The 18809-nt window shown below is 56.7% G+C and carries 16 protein-coding genes; 14 read left to right on the forward strand and 2 right to left on the reverse strand.

Features of this window, described 5'->3' with window-relative positions; genetic code table 11:
• Nucleotides 1–345: 345 nt before the first annotated feature.
• A complete protein-coding gene (queG, locus tag IM303_RS10000) occupies nt 346–1485 on the reverse strand; it encodes a tRNA epoxyqueuosine(34) reductase QueG (RefSeq protein ID WP_028015248.1) in 1140 nt (379 codons plus the stop codon).
• On the opposite strand from queG, the gene nnr reads away from it, so the two are divergent.
• The 14 genes from nnr to rlmB all read left to right on the forward strand — a co-directional run bounded on the left by nnr (nt 1484) and on the right by rlmB (nt 17253).
• Nucleotides 1484–3007 carry a bifunctional ADP-dependent NAD(P)H-hydrate dehydratase/NAD(P)H-hydrate epimerase gene (nnr, locus tag IM303_RS10005; RefSeq protein WP_193359864.1) on the forward strand — a complete coding sequence of 508 codons (1524 nt, stop codon included), beginning with the start codon at nt 1484–1486 and terminating at the stop codon, nt 3005–3007. The two genes, queG and nnr, sit on opposite strands and share 2 nt — an antisense overlap.
• The gene (gene tsaE, locus IM303_RS10010) at nt 3000–3461 is read left to right on the forward strand and encodes a tRNA (adenosine(37)-N6)-threonylcarbamoyltransferase complex ATPase subunit type 1 TsaE (RefSeq protein ID WP_048998718.1); all 462 of its coding nucleotides are present in this window, start codon (nt 3000–3002) and stop codon (nt 3459–3461) included. Before nnr ends, tsaE begins: the two co-directional genes overlap by 8 nt.
• A gap of 16 nt (nt 3462–3477) precedes the next feature.
• Nucleotides 3478–4812 carry an N-acetylmuramoyl-L-alanine amidase AmiB gene (gene amiB / locus IM303_RS10015; protein ID WP_048960999.1) on the forward strand — a complete coding sequence of 445 codons (1335 nt, stop codon included), beginning with the start codon at nt 3478–3480 and terminating at the stop codon, nt 4810–4812.
• Between the two features lie 9 nt (nt 4813–4821).
• Nucleotides 4822–6666 (forward strand): DNA mismatch repair endonuclease MutL, encoded by a 1845-nt coding sequence (gene mutL, locus IM303_RS10020; RefSeq protein ID WP_048998719.1) that lies wholly within the window; start codon nt 4822–4824, stop codon nt 6664–6666.
• Nucleotides 6659–7609, forward strand: coding sequence for a tRNA (adenosine(37)-N6)-dimethylallyltransferase MiaA (gene miaA / locus IM303_RS10025; RefSeq protein ID WP_028015253.1), 951 nt, complete (start codon nt 6659–6661; stop codon nt 7607–7609). Before mutL ends, miaA begins: the two co-directional genes overlap by 8 nt.
• 85 nt (nt 7610–7694) lie before the next feature.
• Nucleotides 7695–8006 (forward strand): RNA chaperone Hfq, encoded by a 312-nt coding sequence (gene hfq / locus IM303_RS10030; protein ID WP_013095287.1) that lies wholly within the window; start codon nt 7695–7697, stop codon nt 8004–8006.
• Between the two features lie 73 nt (nt 8007–8079).
• Nucleotides 8080–9360, forward strand: a complete 1281-nt coding sequence (gene hflX / locus IM303_RS10035) for a ribosome rescue GTPase HflX (protein WP_023331851.1) — start codon at nt 8080–8082, stop codon at nt 9358–9360.
• A 56-nt stretch (nt 9361–9416) separates the two neighbouring features.
• The gene (gene hflK, locus IM303_RS10040; protein ID WP_028015254.1) at nt 9417–10676 is read left to right on the forward strand and encodes an FtsH protease activity modulator HflK; all 1260 of its coding nucleotides are present in this window, start codon (nt 9417–9419) and stop codon (nt 10674–10676) included.
• 2 nt (nt 10677–10678) lie between these two features.
• Nucleotides 10679–11683, forward strand: a complete 1005-nt coding sequence (hflC, locus tag IM303_RS10045; RefSeq protein ID WP_028015255.1) for a protease modulator HflC — start codon at nt 10679–10681, stop codon at nt 11681–11683.
• 71 nt (nt 11684–11754) lie between these two features.
• Nucleotides 11755–11952 carry a DUF2065 domain-containing protein gene (locus IM303_RS10050; protein WP_003855996.1) on the forward strand — a complete coding sequence of 66 codons (198 nt, stop codon included), beginning with the start codon at nt 11755–11757 and terminating at the stop codon, nt 11950–11952.
• 104 nt (nt 11953–12056) lie between these two features.
• Nucleotides 12057–13355: an adenylosuccinate synthase gene (locus IM303_RS10055; protein ID WP_006178975.1), complete on the forward strand. Its 1299-nt coding sequence runs from the start codon at nt 12057–12059 to the stop codon at nt 13353–13355.
• A 192-nt stretch (nt 13356–13547) separates the two neighbouring features.
• Nucleotides 13548–13973, forward strand: a complete 426-nt coding sequence (gene nsrR, locus IM303_RS10060) for a nitric oxide-sensing transcriptional repressor NsrR (RefSeq protein WP_028015256.1) — start codon at nt 13548–13550, stop codon at nt 13971–13973.
• A 38-nt stretch (nt 13974–14011) separates the two neighbouring features.
• Nucleotides 14012–16453: a ribonuclease R gene (gene rnr / locus IM303_RS10065; RefSeq protein ID WP_028015257.1), complete on the forward strand. Its 2442-nt coding sequence runs from the start codon at nt 14012–14014 to the stop codon at nt 16451–16453.
• A gap of 65 nt (nt 16454–16518) precedes the next feature.
• The gene (gene rlmB / locus IM303_RS10070; RefSeq protein ID WP_193359865.1) at nt 16519–17253 is read left to right on the forward strand and encodes a 23S rRNA (guanosine(2251)-2'-O)-methyltransferase RlmB; all 735 of its coding nucleotides are present in this window, start codon (nt 16519–16521) and stop codon (nt 17251–17253) included.
• A gap of 90 nt (nt 17254–17343) precedes the next feature.
• Here rlmB and IM303_RS10075 read toward each other — a convergent pair whose 3' ends face one another.
• A complete protein-coding gene (locus IM303_RS10075; protein WP_193359866.1) occupies nt 17344–18618 on the reverse strand; it encodes an MFS transporter in 1275 nt (424 codons plus the stop codon).
• Nucleotides 18619–18809: the final 191 nt, after the last annotated feature.

Consider the following 18809-nt stretch of genomic DNA (forward strand, 5'->3'; position numbering starts at 1 on the left):
CGGGAATAGCTCAGTTGGTAGAGCACGACCTTGCCAAGGTCGGGGTCGCGAGTTCGAGTCTCGTTTCCCGCTCCAAATTCTTCTTCATCTCTAAAATATCCACAGCGAAAAGACGCGCTGGGGACGTTTTCTATTGCATCTGAAATACTCTTGTAAACAGAGTTATCCACAGAATTCGCGCTTTACCCAAACCGTACAGAAAGTTAGCAGGGTGAATAATATCTTCCCAAACCACTGTATTAATTGGATAAAATTTCATTTCAAAATGTTATTGAGATCACTTGACCTCTTCTCAAGTCCAGATGGCGCTTGAGTTTTTATTTTTATTCACAGGCTGTGAATATATCACGCATCCCGCGTAAGCCCTTTTTCAATCACCCTAACCAGCCGCTGTTTCTTAGGAAGCTGCACCTCGACCACGCAGGCATTTCGCTTCTCGATTTGCTGCGCAATCGCCCATTCTATGTGTTCATCAAGAAGTGGGTGCTCACCTCTACGGCTTTCGAGCGCCTGAATATTCGCTTCATCCCACGGGGCATTGCCCAGCGCGACGGCCACGTTTCGCAGCCAGCGCAGGTGGCCGATACGGCGAATAGCGGAACCTTCCGTCACCTTCAGGAACCAGGCTTCGGTCCAGGCGAACAGCTCAATAAGCTGTGGCGCATGCAGCGCTTTACGCGGGCTGAAGTCCTCTTCGTCCGTCAGCTGTGAATAGCGGTTCCACGGGCAAATCAGCTGGCAGTCGTCGCAGCCGTAGATGCGGTTGCCGATAAGCGGTCGGAACTCTTCCGGGATCGCCCCTTCAAGCTCTATCGTGAGATAGGAGATGCAGCGGCGGGCATCAACGGTGTAAGGCTCAACGATGGCGCCCGTCGGGCAGATGGTCATGCAGGCCACGCAGCGGCCACAGCCTTCCTCCACCGGGCCATCTACCGGCAGGGGTAAATCTATCAGCAGCTCACCGAGGAAGAAGAACGATCCGGCGTCGCGGCTCAGGATAAGTGAGTGCTTACCTGTCCAGCCAAGTCCGGCTTTTTCGGCGATCGGGCGCTCAAGAACAGGCGCGGAATCGACAAAGGGTCTAAAATTCAGCGAATCACAGTGCTGCTGAATGGTTTCCCCGAGTTTTTTTAAGCGGTTACGCAGAAGCTTATGGTAATCACGTCCCAGAGCGTACCGGCTGACGTAACCCAGGGAGGGATTTTTTAGCGTGCGCGCAAAGGCCGCATTGGCAGGCAGGTAGTTCATGCGCACGCTGATGACGCGTAGTGTACCCGGTAAAAGTTCATGTGGACGGGCGCGCATCATGCCGTGACGCGCCATCCACTCCATTTCGCCGTGGTATTGTTTGTCCAGCCAGGCCTGCAGTTTTGGCTCGCTGGCAGAGAGGTCGGTATCGGTAATGCCTACCTTCTGGAAGCCAAGCTCAGCACCCCACTGTTTTATTTTTTGCGCTAATTCATTGAGATCGAGGGGCTGTGACATGACGGACCATACGGTGAAGAAAAACCCCGCAAGTATACCACATTCCATCTGGCATGCGGACGACCTCCGGCGCGCCGAAAAAGAGGCCGCAGACAGTCTCGGCATTACCCTTTATGAACTGATGCAGCGCGCGGGAGAGGCGGCGTTTAACGTTGCCTGCAGCGCGTACCCGCAGTCCACTCACTGGCTGATTTTGTGCGGGCACGGCAATAACGGCGGCGACGGTTACGTCGTTGCGCGTCTTGCCGTTGCAGCCGGTCTCCGCGTTACCCTGCTGGCGCTGGAGAGTGATAAGCCCCTGCCGGAAGAGGCCTGCGCGGCGCAGGAGGCATGGCTGAACGCAGGCGGCGTGATTCATGCTCCTGATATCGTCTGGCCGGAAGATGTTGATCTGATTGTTGATGGTCTGCTGGGGACCGGGCTACGCAGCGCGCCTCGCGAAAACATTGCCGCGCTTATTGAACACGCTAACGGGTACTCTGCGCCGGTCGTCGCGCTGGATATTCCGTCGGGCCTCATCGCACAGACCGGCGCGACGCCTGGCGCCGTTATTCAGGCTGCGCACACCGTGACCTTTATCGCCCTGAAGCCGGGCTTGTTAACCGGAAAAGCGCGGGATGTGGTCGGCGTATTGCACCATAACGCGCTGGGGCTGGAGAGCTGGCTCGTTGGACAGGAAACGCTCCTGTCGCGCTTTGATTCCTCGCAGCTAAAAGAGTGGCTTCCGCCGCGCCGCCCAACGTCTCACAAGGGCGACAACGGCAGGCTGGTGATTATTGGTGGCGATCGCGGTACGGCAGGAGCGGTTCGCATGACCGGTGAGGCGGCACTTCGCAGCGGTGCCGGGTTAGTGCGAGTACTCACTCGCATTGAAAATATTGCGCCAATCATCACAGCCCGACCGGAACTGATGGTCCATGAGCTTACGCCCCAGACGCTGGAAGAAAGCCTCGAATGGGCGGATGTGGTGGTTATTGGTCCCGGGCTTGGGCAACAGACATGGGGTAAACAGGCCCTGCAAAAGGTCGAGAATTTTCGTAAACCGATGCTGTGGGATGCCGACGCGCTTAACCTTCTGGCAATAAATCCGGATAAGCGTCACAATCGCATTCTGACGCCACACCCCGGCGAAGCCGCGCGCCTGCTTAACTGCAGCGTGGCAGAAATTGAAAGCGACCGCTTACTTTCTGCTCAGCGTCTGGTAAAACGTTACGGAGGTGTTGCCGTTTTGAAAGGGGCAGGCACCGTTGTCGCCAGTGACGAGACGCAGGGCATTATTGATGCCGGAAATGCGGGCATGGCGAGCGGCGGTATGGGCGATGTGCTTTCAGGCATCATCGGCGCATTGCTTGGACAGAAACTTCCCCTTTATGATGCAGCCTGTGCGGGCTGCGTGGCCCACGGCGCGGCAGCTGACAGGCTTGCTGCGCGGGAGGGGACACGCGGTATGCTGGCCACCGATCTCTTTTGCACGCTGCGGCGTGTTGTTAACCCGGATGTGATTGACGTAGAAAATGACTAATCGAGCGATTCCTTTACCTGATGAACAAGCCACTTTAGATCTCGGCAAGCGCGTGGCGCAGGCCTGTCAGGGGGCAACCGTCATTTATCTGTATGGCGATTTAGGTGCGGGTAAAACCACCTTCAGCCGGGGTTTTTTGCAGGCGTTAGGGCATAACGGGAACGTGAAAAGCCCTACCTACACGCTGGTCGAGCCGTACACCCTCGACAATCTTATGGTGTACCACTTTGATTTATACCGCCTTGCGGATCCTGAGGAGCTGGAATTTATGGGGATCCGTGATTATTTTGCCTACGACGCCATCTGCCTGGTGGAGTGGCCGCAACAAGGTGCGGGTGTGCTGCCTGACCCGGATGTCGAAATTCACTTAGATTACCAGGCTCAAGGGCGTGAGGCTCGCATCAGTGCGGTTTCCTCATCAGGGTGTTCCTTACTGGCGCGTCTCGCCGGTTAAGAGTAGGGATGACGGGATGATTAGTCGCGTTAAAGGTTGGGTGTTGGCTGCGACGGTGCTGCTGTGCGCGCAGGCCGGGGCGGCAAGCCTTTCGGATATTCAGGTGTCAAACGGCGAAAGCCAGGCGCGGATTACGTTCAGCTTTATGGGCGACCCTGAATACGCGTTTTCACAGCCAGACAGCCACAGCGTGGCGCTGGATATCAAACAGACAGGCGTGATCCAGGGGCTACCGCTGCGGTTCAGCGGTAACAACCTGGTGAAAAGTATCCGCTCGGGTACCCCTCAGGACAGCCAGTCGCTGCGCCTGGTGGTCGATCTGACCGAAAAGGGCAAAACGAGGGCGGTGAAGCAGCAAAACGGGGCGAACTATACGGTGGTCTTCACCATCAATGCCGACGTTCCGCCGCCTCCGCCGCCACCGGTTGTCGCGAAACGCGTGGAAGAGCCGGTGTATACGCCTCGTCCATCGGAACCTGCGCGTAATCCGTTTAAATCGCAGAACGATCGCATCACCGCGGCAACCAGCAGTAACACGGTAACGCGTCCGGCGGTCAGCGCACGGCGTACGGTCAGCGGTGACAAAGTGATTATCGCCATTGATGCCGGGCACGGTGGACAGGATCCTGGAGCGATTGGCCCGGGCGGCACGCGAGAGAAAAATGTCACTATTGCGGTGGCCCGCAAGCTGCGGACGCTGTTAAACGATGATCCGATGTTTAAAGGCGTACTAACCCGCGACGGCGACTATTTTATCTCTGTGATGGGCCGCTCAGACGTGGCGCGTAAGCAAAACGCCAATTTCCTGGTCTCCATTCACGCGGATGCCGCACCGAACCGTAACGCGACGGGCGCCTCGGTATGGGTCCTGTCGAACCGCCGGGCAAACAGCGAAATGGCCAACTGGCTGGAAGAGCATGAGAAACAGTCTGAACTGTTAGGCGGCGCGGGTGATGTGCTGGCAAACAGCCAGTCTGACCCATACCTCAGCCAGGCGGTGCTGGATTTACAGTTCGGTCATTCTCAGCGCGTTGGGTATGATGTCGCCACTAACGTATTGAACCAGTTGCAGGGCATCGGGGCATTGCATAAGCGCCGCCCTGAACATGCGAGCCTGGGCGTTCTGCGCTCGCCGGATATTCCGTCAATTCTGGTAGAGACGGGCTTTATCAGCAATAACAGTGAAGAGCGCCTGCTGGGCAGCGACAGCTATCAGCAGCAAATTGCCGAAGCGATTTATAACGGTTTACGTAAATATTTTGAGGCGCATCCTTTGCAGTCCGCGCCGCAGGGCGGAGCAGCCCAGACGGCCAGCGCCGCGCAGCCGGGTGGGTTGACCGCCACAAATTAAGGAGATTTCATGCCGATTCAGGTTCTGCCGCCGCAGCTCGCGAACCAAATCGCCGCCGGTGAGGTGGTGGAACGCCCTGCGTCGGTGGTGAAGGAGCTGGTTGAAAATAGCCTCGATGCGGGCGCCACCCGTATTGATATTGATATCGAGCGCGGCGGCGCAAAGCTTATCCGCATTCGCGACAACGGCTGCGGCATCAAAAAAGAGGAGCTGGCGCTGGCGCTGGCGCGTCATGCCACCAGTAAAATTGCCTCTCTGGATGACCTGGAAGCGATTATCAGCCTCGGTTTTCGCGGAGAAGCGCTGGCCAGTATCAGCTCGGTTTCTCGTTTAACGCTGACCTCCCGCACCGCTGAACAGCAGGAAGCCTGGCAGGCCTACGCTGAAGGGCGAGATATGGACGTCACGGTCAAACCCGCGGCGCACCCTGTCGGTACTACGCTGGAAGTTCTGGACCTGTTCTACAATACTCCCGCCCGCCGCAAGTTTATGCGTACCGAAAAAACCGAGTTCGGCCATATCGACGAGATCATCCGCCGAATTGCGCTCGCCCGTTTCGACGTCACCATCAACCTCAGCCATAACGGCAAGGTGATGCGCCAGTACCGCGCGGTGGCTGAAGGTGGTCAGAAAGAGCGACGGTTAGGTGCTATCTGCGGGACGCCGTTCCTGGAGCAGGCGTTGGCTATCGAGTGGCAGCACGGCGATCTGGCTTTACGCGGCTGGGTGGCCGATCCGAACGCCAGTAGCGCGGCGTATTCTGAAATTCAGTATTGCTACGTGAACGGCCGCATGATGCGCGACCGCCTCATTAACCACGCCATTCGCCAGGCCTGCGAAGACAAGCTCGGGGCCGATCAGCAACCGGCCTTTGTGCTTTATCTGGAGATCGACCCGCATCAGGTGGATGTCAACGTCCATCCTGCCAAGCATGAAGTACGGTTCCATCAGTCGCGTCTGGTGCATGATTTTATCTACCAGGGCGTGCTGAGCGTGCTGCAACAGCAGCTTGAACCCACGCTGCCACTGGAAAAAGAAGACTCCGCACCGCGCCCCATTCCGGAAAACCGTGTTGCTGCGGGCCGCAACCATTTTGCGGAGCCTGCCGTCGCGCGTGAACCAGACGCCCCGCGTTTCTCCTCTGCAGGAGTCGCGCCGCGTCCGACGGGCGTGAACTACCCTAACGCTCAGCCCGGCTATCAGAAGCAGCAGGGGGCGCTGTACCGTAAACTGCTGGAAACGCCCGCAGTCGAGCGCAAAGAGCACGTTTCGGTGGCGACACCTTCCCTTGAAGGCCATAGCCAGAGTTTTGGCCGGGTGCTGACGATAATCGCACCAGATATGGCCTTGCTTGAGCGCGACGGCAAACTGCTGCTTCTGGCGCTGCCGGTTGCCGAACGCTGGCTCAAGCAGGCGCAACTGACGCCGGGGGAACATGCGGCCTGTGCGCAGCCGTTATTGATCCCGGTTCGCCTGAAAATATCCGCTGAAGAAACAAGGGTATTGCAGCGTGCAGAGGCCCAGCTGGCGCAAATGGGCATTGAAATTGTGCTCGAACCACAACATGTGACAATTCGCGCAGTGCCTTTACCCTTACGCCAACAAAATTTACAAAACTTGATTCCTGAACTGATAGGCTACCTGGCGCAGCAAACATCGTTGGAGGCTGCCAACACCGCGCAGTGGATCGCCCGCCATCTGGCCAGCGAACATTCACCGTGGAGTATGGCGCAGGCGATTACCGTGCTGGCGGAGGTGGAACGCCTCTGCCCACAGCTGGTGAAAGCGCCGCCGGGTGGGTTATTACAACCTGTTGATTTAAAAACGGCGATGACCGCCCTGAAACATGACTGACGTAAGCAAGGCGAGCCTGCCAAAGGCAATTTTTTTAATGGGCCCAACGGCCTCTGGCAAAACAGCGTTAGCCATTGAGTTACGTAAAGTTTTGCCTGTAGAGTTGATTAGCGTTGATTCCGCCCTCATCTATCGAGGGATGGACATCGGCACGGCGAAGCCCGGCGCAGACGAACTGCGTGCGGCACCGCACCGTTTGCTGGATATTCTCGACCCGGCAGAGGCTTACTCCGCAGCGGATTTCCGCCGGGATGCCTTAGCTGAGATGGCCGAGATAACGGCGGCGGGGCGTATACCGCTGTTGGTTGGCGGAACCATGCTCTACTTCAAGGCGCTGCTCGAAGGTTTGTCACCCTTACCTTCTGCAGATCCTGAAATCAGAGCAAAGATTGAGCAGCAGGCGGCAGAGCAGGGGTGGGACGCATTGCATAAGCAACTGGCAGAGATTGACCCGGTTGCGGCGGCGCGAATCCATCCAAACGATCCGCAAAGGCTTTCCCGGGCACTGGAAGTTTTTTTCATTTCGGGTAAAACTTTAACGGAACTGACGCAAACGTCAGGAGACGCTCTGCCGTATCAGGTGCATCAGTTCGCCATCGCCCCGGCGAGCCGTGAACTGCTCCATCAACGAATTGAGCAGCGTTTTCATCAGATGTTGGCTTCAGATTTTGAAGCAGAAGTGCGGGCGCTATTTGCCCGTGGAGATTTGCATACGGATATGCCTTCCGTTCGTTGTGTGGGATACCGCCAGATGTGGTCGTATCTTGAAGGTGAGATTTCATACGATGAAATGGTTTATCGAGGTGTTTGCGCCACGAGACAGTTAGCGAAGCGCCAGATCACCTGGTTGCGCGGTTGGGAGGGGGTTCACTGGTTAGACAGTGAAAAACCGCAACAGGCGTTAAACGATGTGATTGAGGTTGTTGGTGATATCGCCCACTGAATGTGTACAATTGAGACGTATCGTGCGCAATTTTTCAGAATCGCAAGGTTCTAAGTACAAAACAAGCATATAAGGAAAAGATAGAATGGCTAAGGGGCAATCTTTACAAGATCCGTTCCTGAACGCATTGCGTCGGGAACGTGTTCCAGTTTCTATTTATTTGGTGAATGGTATTAAGCTGCAAGGTCAGATTGAGTCTTTCGATCAGTTCGTGATCCTGTTGAAAAACACGGTCAGCCAGATGGTCTACAAGCACGCTATCTCTACTGTTGTTCCGTCCCGTCCGGTCTCTCATCACAGCAATAACGCTGGCGGCGGCACAGGCAGTAACTACCATCATGGCAGCAACGCGCAGGGTTCTTCTGCTCCTGCGCAGGACAGCGACGAGACCGAATAAGGTTTTAGCTGTTATCCACACGGGGAGCCAGGGATCCTGCGTTCCCCGCTGATCTTTTTAGAGAGGTTTACGCTTGTTTGACCGTTATGATGCCGGTGAGCAGGCGGTGCTGGTACACATCTATTTTTCGCAAGACAAAGATATGGAAGACCTCCAGGAGTTTGAATCTCTGGTCTCTTCCGCCGGTGTCGAAGCAATGCAGGTGATTACCGGTAGCCGTAAAGCGCCGCACCCAAAGTATTTTGTTGGTGAAGGTAAAGCAGTAGAAATTGCGGATGCCGTAAAAGCGACCGGCGCGTCAGTCGTGTTGTTTGATCATGCGCTGTCTCCAGCCCAGGAGCGCAACCTGGAAGCTCTCTGCGAATGCCGTGTTATCGATCGCACGGGATTGATTTTAGACATTTTTGCTCAGCGTGCCCGTACCCACGAGGGGAAACTGCAGGTTGAGCTGGCGCAGTTGCGCCATCTGGCGACGCGTCTGGTGCGTGGCTGGACCCACCTTGAAAGACAAAAAGGCGGGATTGGTTTGCGCGGTCCGGGTGAAACCCAGCTCGAAACCGACCGCCGTTTGCTGCGTGGCCGTATTACCCAGATCCTCTCACGTCTGGAACGTGTCGAGAAACAGCGTGAACAGGGGCGTCGGGCGCGAACCAAAGCCGACATCCCCACGGTGTCGCTGGTGGGCTATACCAACGCCGGTAAATCCACCCTGTTTAACCAGATAACCGAGGCCCAGGTGTATGCCGCAGACCAGCTGTTTGCGACCCTGGACCCGACGCTGCGCCGCATTGACGTTGCAGACGTGGGTGAAACAGTGCTGGCGGATACCGTAGGGTTTATCCGCCATCTGCCGCACGATCTGGTGGCGGCGTTTAAGGCGACGTTGCAGGAGACGCGTCAGGCGACCCTGCTGCTGCACGTGATTGATGCGGCTGACGTACGCGTGCAGGAGAACATCGACGCGGTGAACGTGGTGCTGGAAGAAATTGACGCCCACGAAATTCCCACCCTGTTGGTGATGAATAAGATCGATATGCTGGAGGATTTCGAACCGCGTATCGACCGTGATGAAGAGAACAAACCGATTCGGGTCTGGCTTTCTGCTCAGGCCGGAATCGGTGTGCCACTGCTTTTCCAGGCTTTGACAGAACGTCTTTCCGGTGAGGTAGCTCAGCACACGCTGCGACTGCCGCCACAGGAAGGCAGGCTGCGCAGCCGGTTTTATCAGCTTCAGGCGATAGAAAAAGAGTGGATGGAGGATGACGGCAGCGTGGGGATGCAGGTGCGTATGCCGATCGTTGACTGGCGTCGCCTCTGTAAACAAGAACCTGCGCTGGCGGACTATATCGTCTGATCAGAAAGGGGAAGCCTGAAAAATTCGCCCTTGCATAACAAATATGGAGCATATACATGGCGTGGAATCAGCCCGGTAATAACGGACAAGACCGCGACCCGTGGGGAAGCAGCAATAATCAAGGCGGCAACTCTGGGGGAAATGGCAACAAAGGTGGTCGCGAGCAGGGGCCGCCGGATCTGGATGATATCTTCCGCAAGCTGAGCAAAAAGCTTGGTGGCCTTGGCGGAGGAAAAGGTTCTGGCTCGGGTGGCAGTTCCAGCCAGGGACCGCGCCCGCAATTAGGTGGCCGCCTGGTGGGCATCGTTGCTGCCGGGCTGGTGATCGTCTGGGCAGCCAGCGGGTTCTACACCATTAAAGAAGCAGAACGCGGCGTGGTCACCCGTTTCGGTAAGTTCAGCCATCTGGTTGAGCCGGGCCTGAACTGGAAGCCGACCTTCATTGACGACGTGACTGCGGTAAACGTGGAATCCGTCCGTGAACTGGCCGCTTCTGGCGTGATGCTGACCTCGGACGAGAACGTGGTGCGCGTCGAGATGAACGTGCAGTACCGCGTGACGGATCCTGAGCGTTATCTGTTTAGCGTGACCAGCGCCGATGACAGCCTGCGTCAGGCGACCGACAGTGCCCTGCGTGGTGTGATCGGCAAATACACCATGGACCGCATCCTGACCGAAGGTCGTACCGTTATTCGTAGCGATACCCAGCGCGAGCTGGAAGAGACGATTCGTCCGTACAACATGGGTATCACCCTGCTGGACGTCAACTTCCAGGCTGCACGTCCGCCGGAAGAGGTGAAGGCCGCGTTTGACGATGCGATTGCTGCCCGTGAAAACGAACAGCAGTACATCCGCGAAGCAGAAGCGTACACCAACGAAGTTCAGCCGCGTGCTAACGGTCAGGCGCAGCGTATTCTGGAAGAGGCGCGTGCGTATAAGACCCAGACCATCCTGGAAGCTCAGGGTGAAGTGGCTCGCTTTGCGCGCATCCTGCCGGAATACAAAGCCGCCCCGGAAATTACCCGTGAGCGTCTGTATATCGAGACTATGGAAAAAGTGCTGAGCCACACCCGCAAAGTGCTGGTTAACGACAGCAAAGGCGGAAACCTGATGGTTCTGCCGCTGGATCAGATGCTGAAAGGCGGTTCTGCACCGGCAGCGAAAGACACCAGCGGAGCGAACAACCTGCTGCGTCTGCCGCCAGCCTCATCAGGCAGCTCCAGCGCGAACACAACGCCTTCTTCGAACGATGGTGACATTATGGACCAACGCCGTGCTAACGCGCAGCGTAACGACTACCAGCGTCAGGGGGAATAAGGATGCGTAAGTCAGTTATTGCGATCATCGTCATCGTACTGGTCGTGCTGTATACCTCGATCTTTGTGGTGAAAGAGGGCGAGCGTGGGATCAAGTTCCAGTTCAGCAGCGTCGTGCGTGATGGCGACAAACGTCCGGTGATTTACGAGCCGGGCCTGCACTTCAAGGTGCCGTTCATTCAGTCTGTGAAAACGCTCGATGCGCGTATCCAGACCATGGATAACCAGGCCGACCGATTCGTGACCAAAGAGAAGAAAGACCTGATCGTTGATTCCTACATCAAATGGCGCATCAGCGATTTCAGCCGCTACTTCCTGGCAACGGGCGGCGGTGACGTTTCTCAGGCAGAAGTGCTGCTGAAACGTAAGTTCTCTGACCGTCTGCGCTCCGAGATTGGTCGTCTTGATGTGAAAGACATCGTGACCGACTCCCGCGGTCGTCTGACCCTGGAAGTGCGCGATGCGCTGAACTCCGGTACAGCGGGCACCGAAGACGAAGTGGCAACGCCAGCAGCGGATGACGCGATTGCTAAAGCGGCCGAACGCGTTCAGGCTGAAACCAACGGTAAAGTGCCGGTGATCAACCCGAACAGTATGGCGGCGCTGGGTATCGAAGTGGTTGACGTGCGTATCAAGCAGATCAACCTGCCAGCGGAAGTGTCCGAGGCGATCTACAACCGTATGCGCGCCGAGCGTGAAGCGGTTGCCCGTCGTCATCGTTCACAGGGTCAGGAAGAGGCTGAAAAACTGCGTGCGGCAGCGGACTATGAAGTGACCAAGACGCTGGCGGAATCTGAACGTCAGGGCCGTATCCTGCGCGGTGAAGGCGATGCGGAAGCGGCGAAGCTGTTTGCCGATGCATTCAGCCAGGATCCAGACTTCTACGCCTTTATCCGTAGCCTGCGCGCTTACGAGAATAGCTTTAAGAGCAACCAGGATGTGATGGTGCTCAGCCCGGACAGCGATTTCTTCCGTTATATGAAGACGCCGACCAACGCAACGCGATAAACTCAGGCTCGTTTGAGTATTCAAACCACCGCTCCCAACGGAGCGGTGGTTTTCTTTTATAAGGATGAAAAATGAATTCAACGATCTGGCTCGCGCTGGCCCTGGTTCTGGTGCTGGAAGGTCTCGGCCCGATGCTCTATCCGCGCGCGTGGCGTCGTATGATCGCGACCATGAGCCAGCTGCCGGATAATATTTTGCGTCGTTTCGGCGGTGGTCTTGTGGTTGCCGGTATCGTTATCTACTACATGTTGAGGAAAACGATTGGCTGATCAAAAACTAGCCGCAATTGGCGTATTTTAAGGTCAAAAAGTGCTGTATATCTGAAAAAGCGATGGTAGAATCCATTTTTAAGCAAACGGTGATTTTGAAAAAAATGGGTAACAACGTCGTCGTACTGGGCACCCAATGGGGTGACGAAGGTAAAGGGAAGATTGTCGATCTTCTGACTGAACGGGCTAAATATGTTGTGCGCTACCAGGGCGGTCACAACGCAGGCCATACTCTCGTAATCAACGGTGAAAAAACCGTCCTCCATCTTATTCCATCAGGCATTCTTCGCGAAAACGTCACCAGCATCATCGGTAACGGCGTTGTGCTGTCTCCTGCTGCGCTGATGAAAGAGATGAAAGGTCTGGAAGACCGTGGTATCCCTGTTCGTGAGCGTCTGCTGCTCTCCGAAGCCTGCCCGCTGATCCTGGACTATCACGTGGCGCTGGACGTGGCGCGTGAAAAAGCGCGTGGCGCGAAAGCGATCGGCACCACCGGTCGTGGTATCGGCCCGGCTTACGAAGATAAAGTTGCACGTCGCGGTCTGCGCGTCGGTGACCTCTTCGACAAAGCGACCTTCGCTGAAAAACTGAAAGAAGTGATGGAATATCACAACTTCCAGCTGGTGAACTTCTACAAAGCTGACGCTGTTGACTACCAGAAAGTGCTGGATGACGTCATGGCGATTGCAGACATTCTGACCGGTATGGTTGTTGATGTATCCGATCTGCTGGACCAGGCGCGCAAGCGTGGCGATTTCGTCATGTTCGAAGGTGCGCAGGGTACGCTGCTGGACATCGACCACGGTACCTATCCGTACGTTACTTCTTCTAACACCACCGCGGGTGGCGTGGCGACTGGCTCTGGCCTGGGTCCACGTTATGTGGATTACGTTCTGGGCATCATCAAAGCGTACTCTACTCGCGTAGGTGCGGGTCCATTCCCGACCGAACTGTTTGATGAAACCGGCGAGTTCCTGTGCAAGCAGGGTAACGAGTTTGGCGCGACCACCGGTCGTCGTCGTCGTACCGGCTGGCTGGATGCGGTTGCCGTGCGTCGCGCAGTGCAGATCAACTCCCTGTCTGGCTTCTGCCTGACCAAGCTGGACGTGCTGGACGGCCTGAAAGAAGTGAAAATCTGCGTAGGCTACCGTATGCCGGATGGCCGCGAAGTGACCACCACTCCGCTGGCTGCTGACGACTGGGAAGGCATTGAGCCAATCTACGAAACCATGCCGGGCTGGTCTGAGACCACTTTCGGTGTGAAAGAGCGTAGCGGCCTGCCGCAGGCGGCGCTGGATTACATCAAGCGCATTGAAGAACTGACCGAAGTGCCGATCGATATTATTTCTACCGGCCCGGATCGTACTGAAACGATGATCCTGCGCGACCCGTTCGACGCATAATCTTCGTGACTGCTGGCCTGCGGGGAGACCCGTAGGCCGGATAAGCGTAGCGCCAACCGGCGACCGCTCCTGGATCTCCGCTTTTTCGCCCCGTCTGTCAAATAAATTAGCCGCTAACTATCTGGCTGGTTTATCATCATTAATGAATATCTCTGCGGTTTGACCGCGTTTTCCCTTTTTCCTGAGGTTGATGTGCAGTTAACAAGTTTCACCGATTACGGCTTACGCGCGCTGATTTACATGGCGTCGTTACCCGAAGGGAAGATGACCAGTATCTCTGAAGTCACAGAGGTATACGGTGTATCCCGTAATCATATGGTCAAAATAATCAATCAACTTAGCCGTGCCGGATACGTTGCTGCCGTCCGCGGGAAGAATGGAGGGATCCGTCTTGGTAAACCGGCACAGAGTATTCGTATCGGGGATGTGGTACGCGAGCTGGAGCCCTTGTCTCTGGTGAACTGCAGCAGCGCGTTCTGCCACATTACGCCCGCTTGCCGCCTGAAACAGGCGCTTTCTAAGGCCGTGCAAAGTTTTCTCAAGGAACTGGATAACTACACGCTGGCCGATTTGGTTGAAGAGAATCAACCGCTTTATAAATTATTGCTGGTGGAATGAAGAAAATTTCCACCGGAGCTGACAACGGAGGAACCGACATGTCACAAGATCCTTTCCAGGAACGCGAAGCCGAAAAATACGCGAATCCTATCCCCAGCCGCGAGTTCATCATTGAACACTTAACAAAACGCGAAAAACCCGCCAATCGTGAAGAACTTGCCGTTGAATTAAATATTGAAGGTGAAGAGCAAATTGAAGCCCTTCGCCGCCGCCTGCGCGCGATGGAGCGTGACGGGCAACTGGTATTTACCCGCCGCCAGTGCTACGCGCTGCCGGAACGCCTCGATCTGCTGAAAGGGACCGTCATTGGTCACCGCGATGGCTTTGGCTTCCTGCGCGTGGAAGGCCGTAAGGACGACCTTTACCTCTCATCCGAACAGATGAAAATGTGCATTCACGGCGACCAGATCCTGGCGCAGCCGCTGGGTGCAGACCGTAAAGGCCGCCGCGAAGCGCGCGTGGTTCGCGTGCTGGTGCCAAAAACCAGCCAGATTGTGGGCCGCTACTTTACCGATGCGGGCGTAGGCTTCGTGGTGCCGGACGACAGCCGTCTGAGCTTCGATATTCTGATCCCACCTGAAGAGGTGATGGGCGCGCGTATGGGCTTTGTGGTGGTGGTTGAACTCACCCAGCGTCCGACCCGTCGCACCAAAGCGGTCGGTAAAATCGTCGAAGTGCTGGGCGATAACATGGGCACCGGCATGGCCGTCGATATGGCGCTGCGTACCCATGAAATTCCGTACGTCTGGCCGAAAGCGGTCGAAGAGCAGATCGAAAACCTGCGCGAAGAAGTACCGGAAGAGTCCAAAGCGGGCCGTGTGGATCTCCGCAGTCTGCCGCTGGTCACGATCGACGGTGAAGACGCTCGCGACTTCGATGACGCGGTCTACTGCGAGAAAAAACGTGGCGGCGGCTGGCGTCTGTGGGTTGCTATCGCTGACGTAAGCTACTACGTTCGTCCGCACACGCCGCTGGATAACGAAGCGCGCAGCCGCGGTACCTCGGTCTACTTCCCGTCTCAGGTTGTACCGATGCTGCCGGAAGTGCTCTCCAACGGCCTGTGCTCCCTGAACCCGCAGGTTGACCGTCTCTGTATGGTATGTGAGATGACTATCTCCACCAAAGGGCGCTTAACGGGCTACAAATTCTACGAAGCGGTAATGAGCTCGCACGCGCGTCTGACCTATACCAAGGTCTGGCATATGCTGCAGGGCGACCAGGACCTTCGCGAGCAGTACGCGCCGCTGGTTAAACACATTGAAGAGCTGCATAACCTCTACAAAACGCTGGAGCAGGCGCGCGAAGAGCGCGGCGGGATCTCCTTTGAGAGCGAAGAAGCGAAGTTTATCTTCAACGCCGAGCGCCGCATTGAGCGTATCGAACAGACCCAGCGTAACGATGCGCACAAGCTGATCGAAGAGTGTATGATTCTGGCGAATATCTCGGCGGCACGCTTCGTTGAGAAAGCCAAAGAGCCTGCGCTGTTCCGTATTCACGATAAGCCGACCACGGAAGCCATTACGTCGTTCCGCTCCGTGCTGGCTGAGCTCGGCCTGGAGCTGCCTGGCGGTAACAAGCCTGAGCCGCGCGATTACGCCGAACTGCTGGAATCCATTAGCGACCGTCCTGACGCAGAAATGCTGCAGACGATGCTGCTGCGCTCCATGAAGCAGGCGATTTACGATCCGGAAAACCGGGGGCACTTCGGCCTGGCGCTGCAGTCTTACGCGCACTTTACCTCGCCGATCCGTCGCTATCCGGATCTGTCACTGCACCGCGCGATCAAGTATCTGCTGGCGCACGAGCAGGGCCATAAAGGCAACACCACCGAAACCGGCGGCTATCACTACTCCATGGACGAAGTGCTGCAACTGGGTCAGCACTGTTCCATGACCGAGCGCCGTGCGGATGAAGCGACGCGCGACGTGGCGGACTGGCTGAAGTGTGACTTTATGCTGGATCAGGTGGGCAACGTCTTTAAGGGCGTGATTGCCAGCGTGACCGGCTTTGGTTTCTTCGTGCGTCTGGATGAGCTGTTTATCGACGGTCTGGTGCACGTCTCCAGCCTGGATAATGACTACTACCGCTTCGACCAGGTCGGTCAGCGTCTGATCGGCGAATCAGGCGGCCAGACCTACCGTCTGGGCGATCGCGTGGAAGTGAAGGTCGAAGCAGTGAATATGGACGACCGTAAAATCGACTTCAGCCTGATCTCCAGCGAGCGCGCGCCGCGTAACGTCGGTAAAACCGAGCGTGAAAGGGCGAAAAAAGGCGGAAACGGCAAAGCGAGCGGTAAACGTCGCCAGGCGGGCAAAAAGGTAAACTTCGAGCCGGACAGCGCGTTCCGCGGCGAGAAGAAACAGAAGCCAAAGGCGGCGAAGAAAGAGGCTCGCTCAGCGAAAAAGCCTTCCGCGAAGACGCAGAAAATCGCTGCCGCGACAAAAGCGAAGCGCGCAGCCAAGAAAAAGCAGGCGGAATAATTCTCCCCTCACCCTGACCCTCTCCCCAACCGGGAGAGGGGAAATACTTATTACGAGAACCATCAATGAGTGAAATGATTTACGGCATCCACGCGGTGCAGGCCCTTCTCGAGCGCGCACCGGAGCGTTTTCAGGAAGTGTTTATTCAGAAAGGGCGTGAAGACAAACGTCTGATGCCGCTGATCCACGCGCTGGAAGCGCAGGGCGTGGTGATCCAGCTGGCGAACCGCCAGTTCCTGGATGAGAAAAGCGAAGGCGCGGTGCACCAGGGGATCATTGCCCGCGTGAAGCCGGGCCGTCAGTATCAGGAAAACGACCTGCCGGATCTGATTGCCGCGCTGGAAAACCCGTTCTTCCTGATTCTGGATGGCGTAACCGATCCGCACAACCTCGGCGCGTGCCTGCGCAGCGCGGATGCGGCGGGCGTGCACGCGGTGATCGTACCGAAAGATCGCTCCGCGCAACTGAACGCGACGGCCAAGAAAGTGGCCTGCGGCGCGGCGGAAAACGTTCCGCTGATCCGCGTGACCAACCTGGCGCGCACCATGCGTCTGCTGCAGGAAGAGAATATCTGGATCGTCGGTACCGCGGGCGAAGCGGATCATACTCTGTATCAGAGCAAAATGACCGGCCGTCTTGCGCTGGTGATGGGGGCGGAAGGTGAAGGCATGCGTCGTCTGACGCGCGAGCACTGCGACGAGCTGATCAGTATCCCGATGGCGGGCAGCGTGTCGTCTCTGAACGTTTCCGTTGCAACGGGTATCTGCCTGTTTGAAGCGGTGCGCCAGCGCGGAGAATAAACAGCAAGGCCGTCCAAAGGACGGCCTTTAGTGTTTTCTCCCTCTCCCCGTGGGAGAGGGCCGGGGTGAGGGCACCAGACGGTGACAATCTCACTCCTCTAACGACCGTAAATGGTCATCCTTCCTGAGCGTCATCAGCGCGAAAATACTCACCACCGCCGTTGCCATCACGTAATAGGCCGGAATGTCCAGGTTACCCGTCTGCTTAATCAGCCCGGTAATGATTAACCCCGCACAGCCCGAAAAAATCGCGTTCGATAACGAATAGGCCAGCCCCAGTCCCGTATAGCGCACGCGCGTCGGGAACATCTCAGACAGCATCGCCGGCCCCGGCCCTGCCAGCATCCCCACCAGACCGCCCGCAATCAATACCACTATCGCTTTCACCGGCAGCGTACTGGATTCCGCCTGCAAAATTTTCAGCAGCGGCAGGGCGAGGATCAGCAGGAGCACGGTGGCGATAATCATCACCGTTCGCCGCCCGATCCTGTCGCTCAGCATTCCCGACGGAATGATGGTGAGCGCAAACCCAATGTTAGAAATCACCGCTATCAGCAGCGCCTGATTAAACCCGGTGTGCAGCGCAGACTGCAGATAGGTCGGCATGATCACGAGGTAGGTATACCCCGCCGCGGACCAGACCATCACGCGGCCAATGCCCATCAGGATGGTTTTGAGCGTGGCGGAAGTACTGGCCTGAGCAATGACCGCTTTTTCCTTCTGCTGCACAAAGCTCGGCGTCTCTTCCATGCTCACCCGCAGCCATAGCGCGACCGCGCCCATCGGCAGGGCAAGGAAGAAAGGAATGCGCCAGCCCCAGTCGTGCAGGGCTTCAGGCGTGAGGAGGACAGAGAGCAGCGCGACAATACCTGCGCCTGCTAGCAGCCCGAGCGCCACGGTAAAGGACTGCCACGCGCCGTACAGACCGCGCTTGCCGCGCGGGGCGAACTCCGTCATCAGTGAGACCGCACCGCCGTACTCGCCGCCCGCGAACAGGCCCTGCAGGATGCGCAGCAGCGTAACGATCAGCGGTGCAGCAATGCCGATGCTGGCGTAGACGGGCACGATGCCGATGGCCGTGGTGGCGAGCGTCATTAGCACCAGCACAATAATCAGCGTCGGTTTTCGGCCTATCCTGTCACCAATGCGGCCAAATACCACCGCACCCAGCGGACGGAAGAAGAAGGCAATGGCAAACGAGGCCCAGGTGAGGATCAGACTGGTCAGTCCCGCCTCTCCCTCAAGCTGGAAGAAGTTCTTCGCAATCACGGTCGCCAGAAAACCGTAGACCGCAAACTCATACCACTCGATAAAGTTACCAATGGAGCCTGCAATTAATGCTCGCTTGTGCGCATCCTGTTGCATAACGATCCTCACAAAGACGGGTTAAGAATAAATTATTCAACATAAGCGGAGTAATGAAATAGTTTATTCTTATGTTCTGTGAGCTATTTCACGAATGATATCAGCGGGATCGCCATCGTGTGACCTCACACCCATGCAGCGTTCATACGGTCTGTCCATACTTACCTTCATTGCCACTGAAGGAGGGAGAC

Origin of the sequence: Enterobacter cloacae complex sp. P38RS (assembly GCF_014930775.1) — a bacterium.
GTDB lineage: Bacteria > Pseudomonadota > Gammaproteobacteria > Enterobacterales > Enterobacteriaceae > Enterobacter > Enterobacter bugandensis.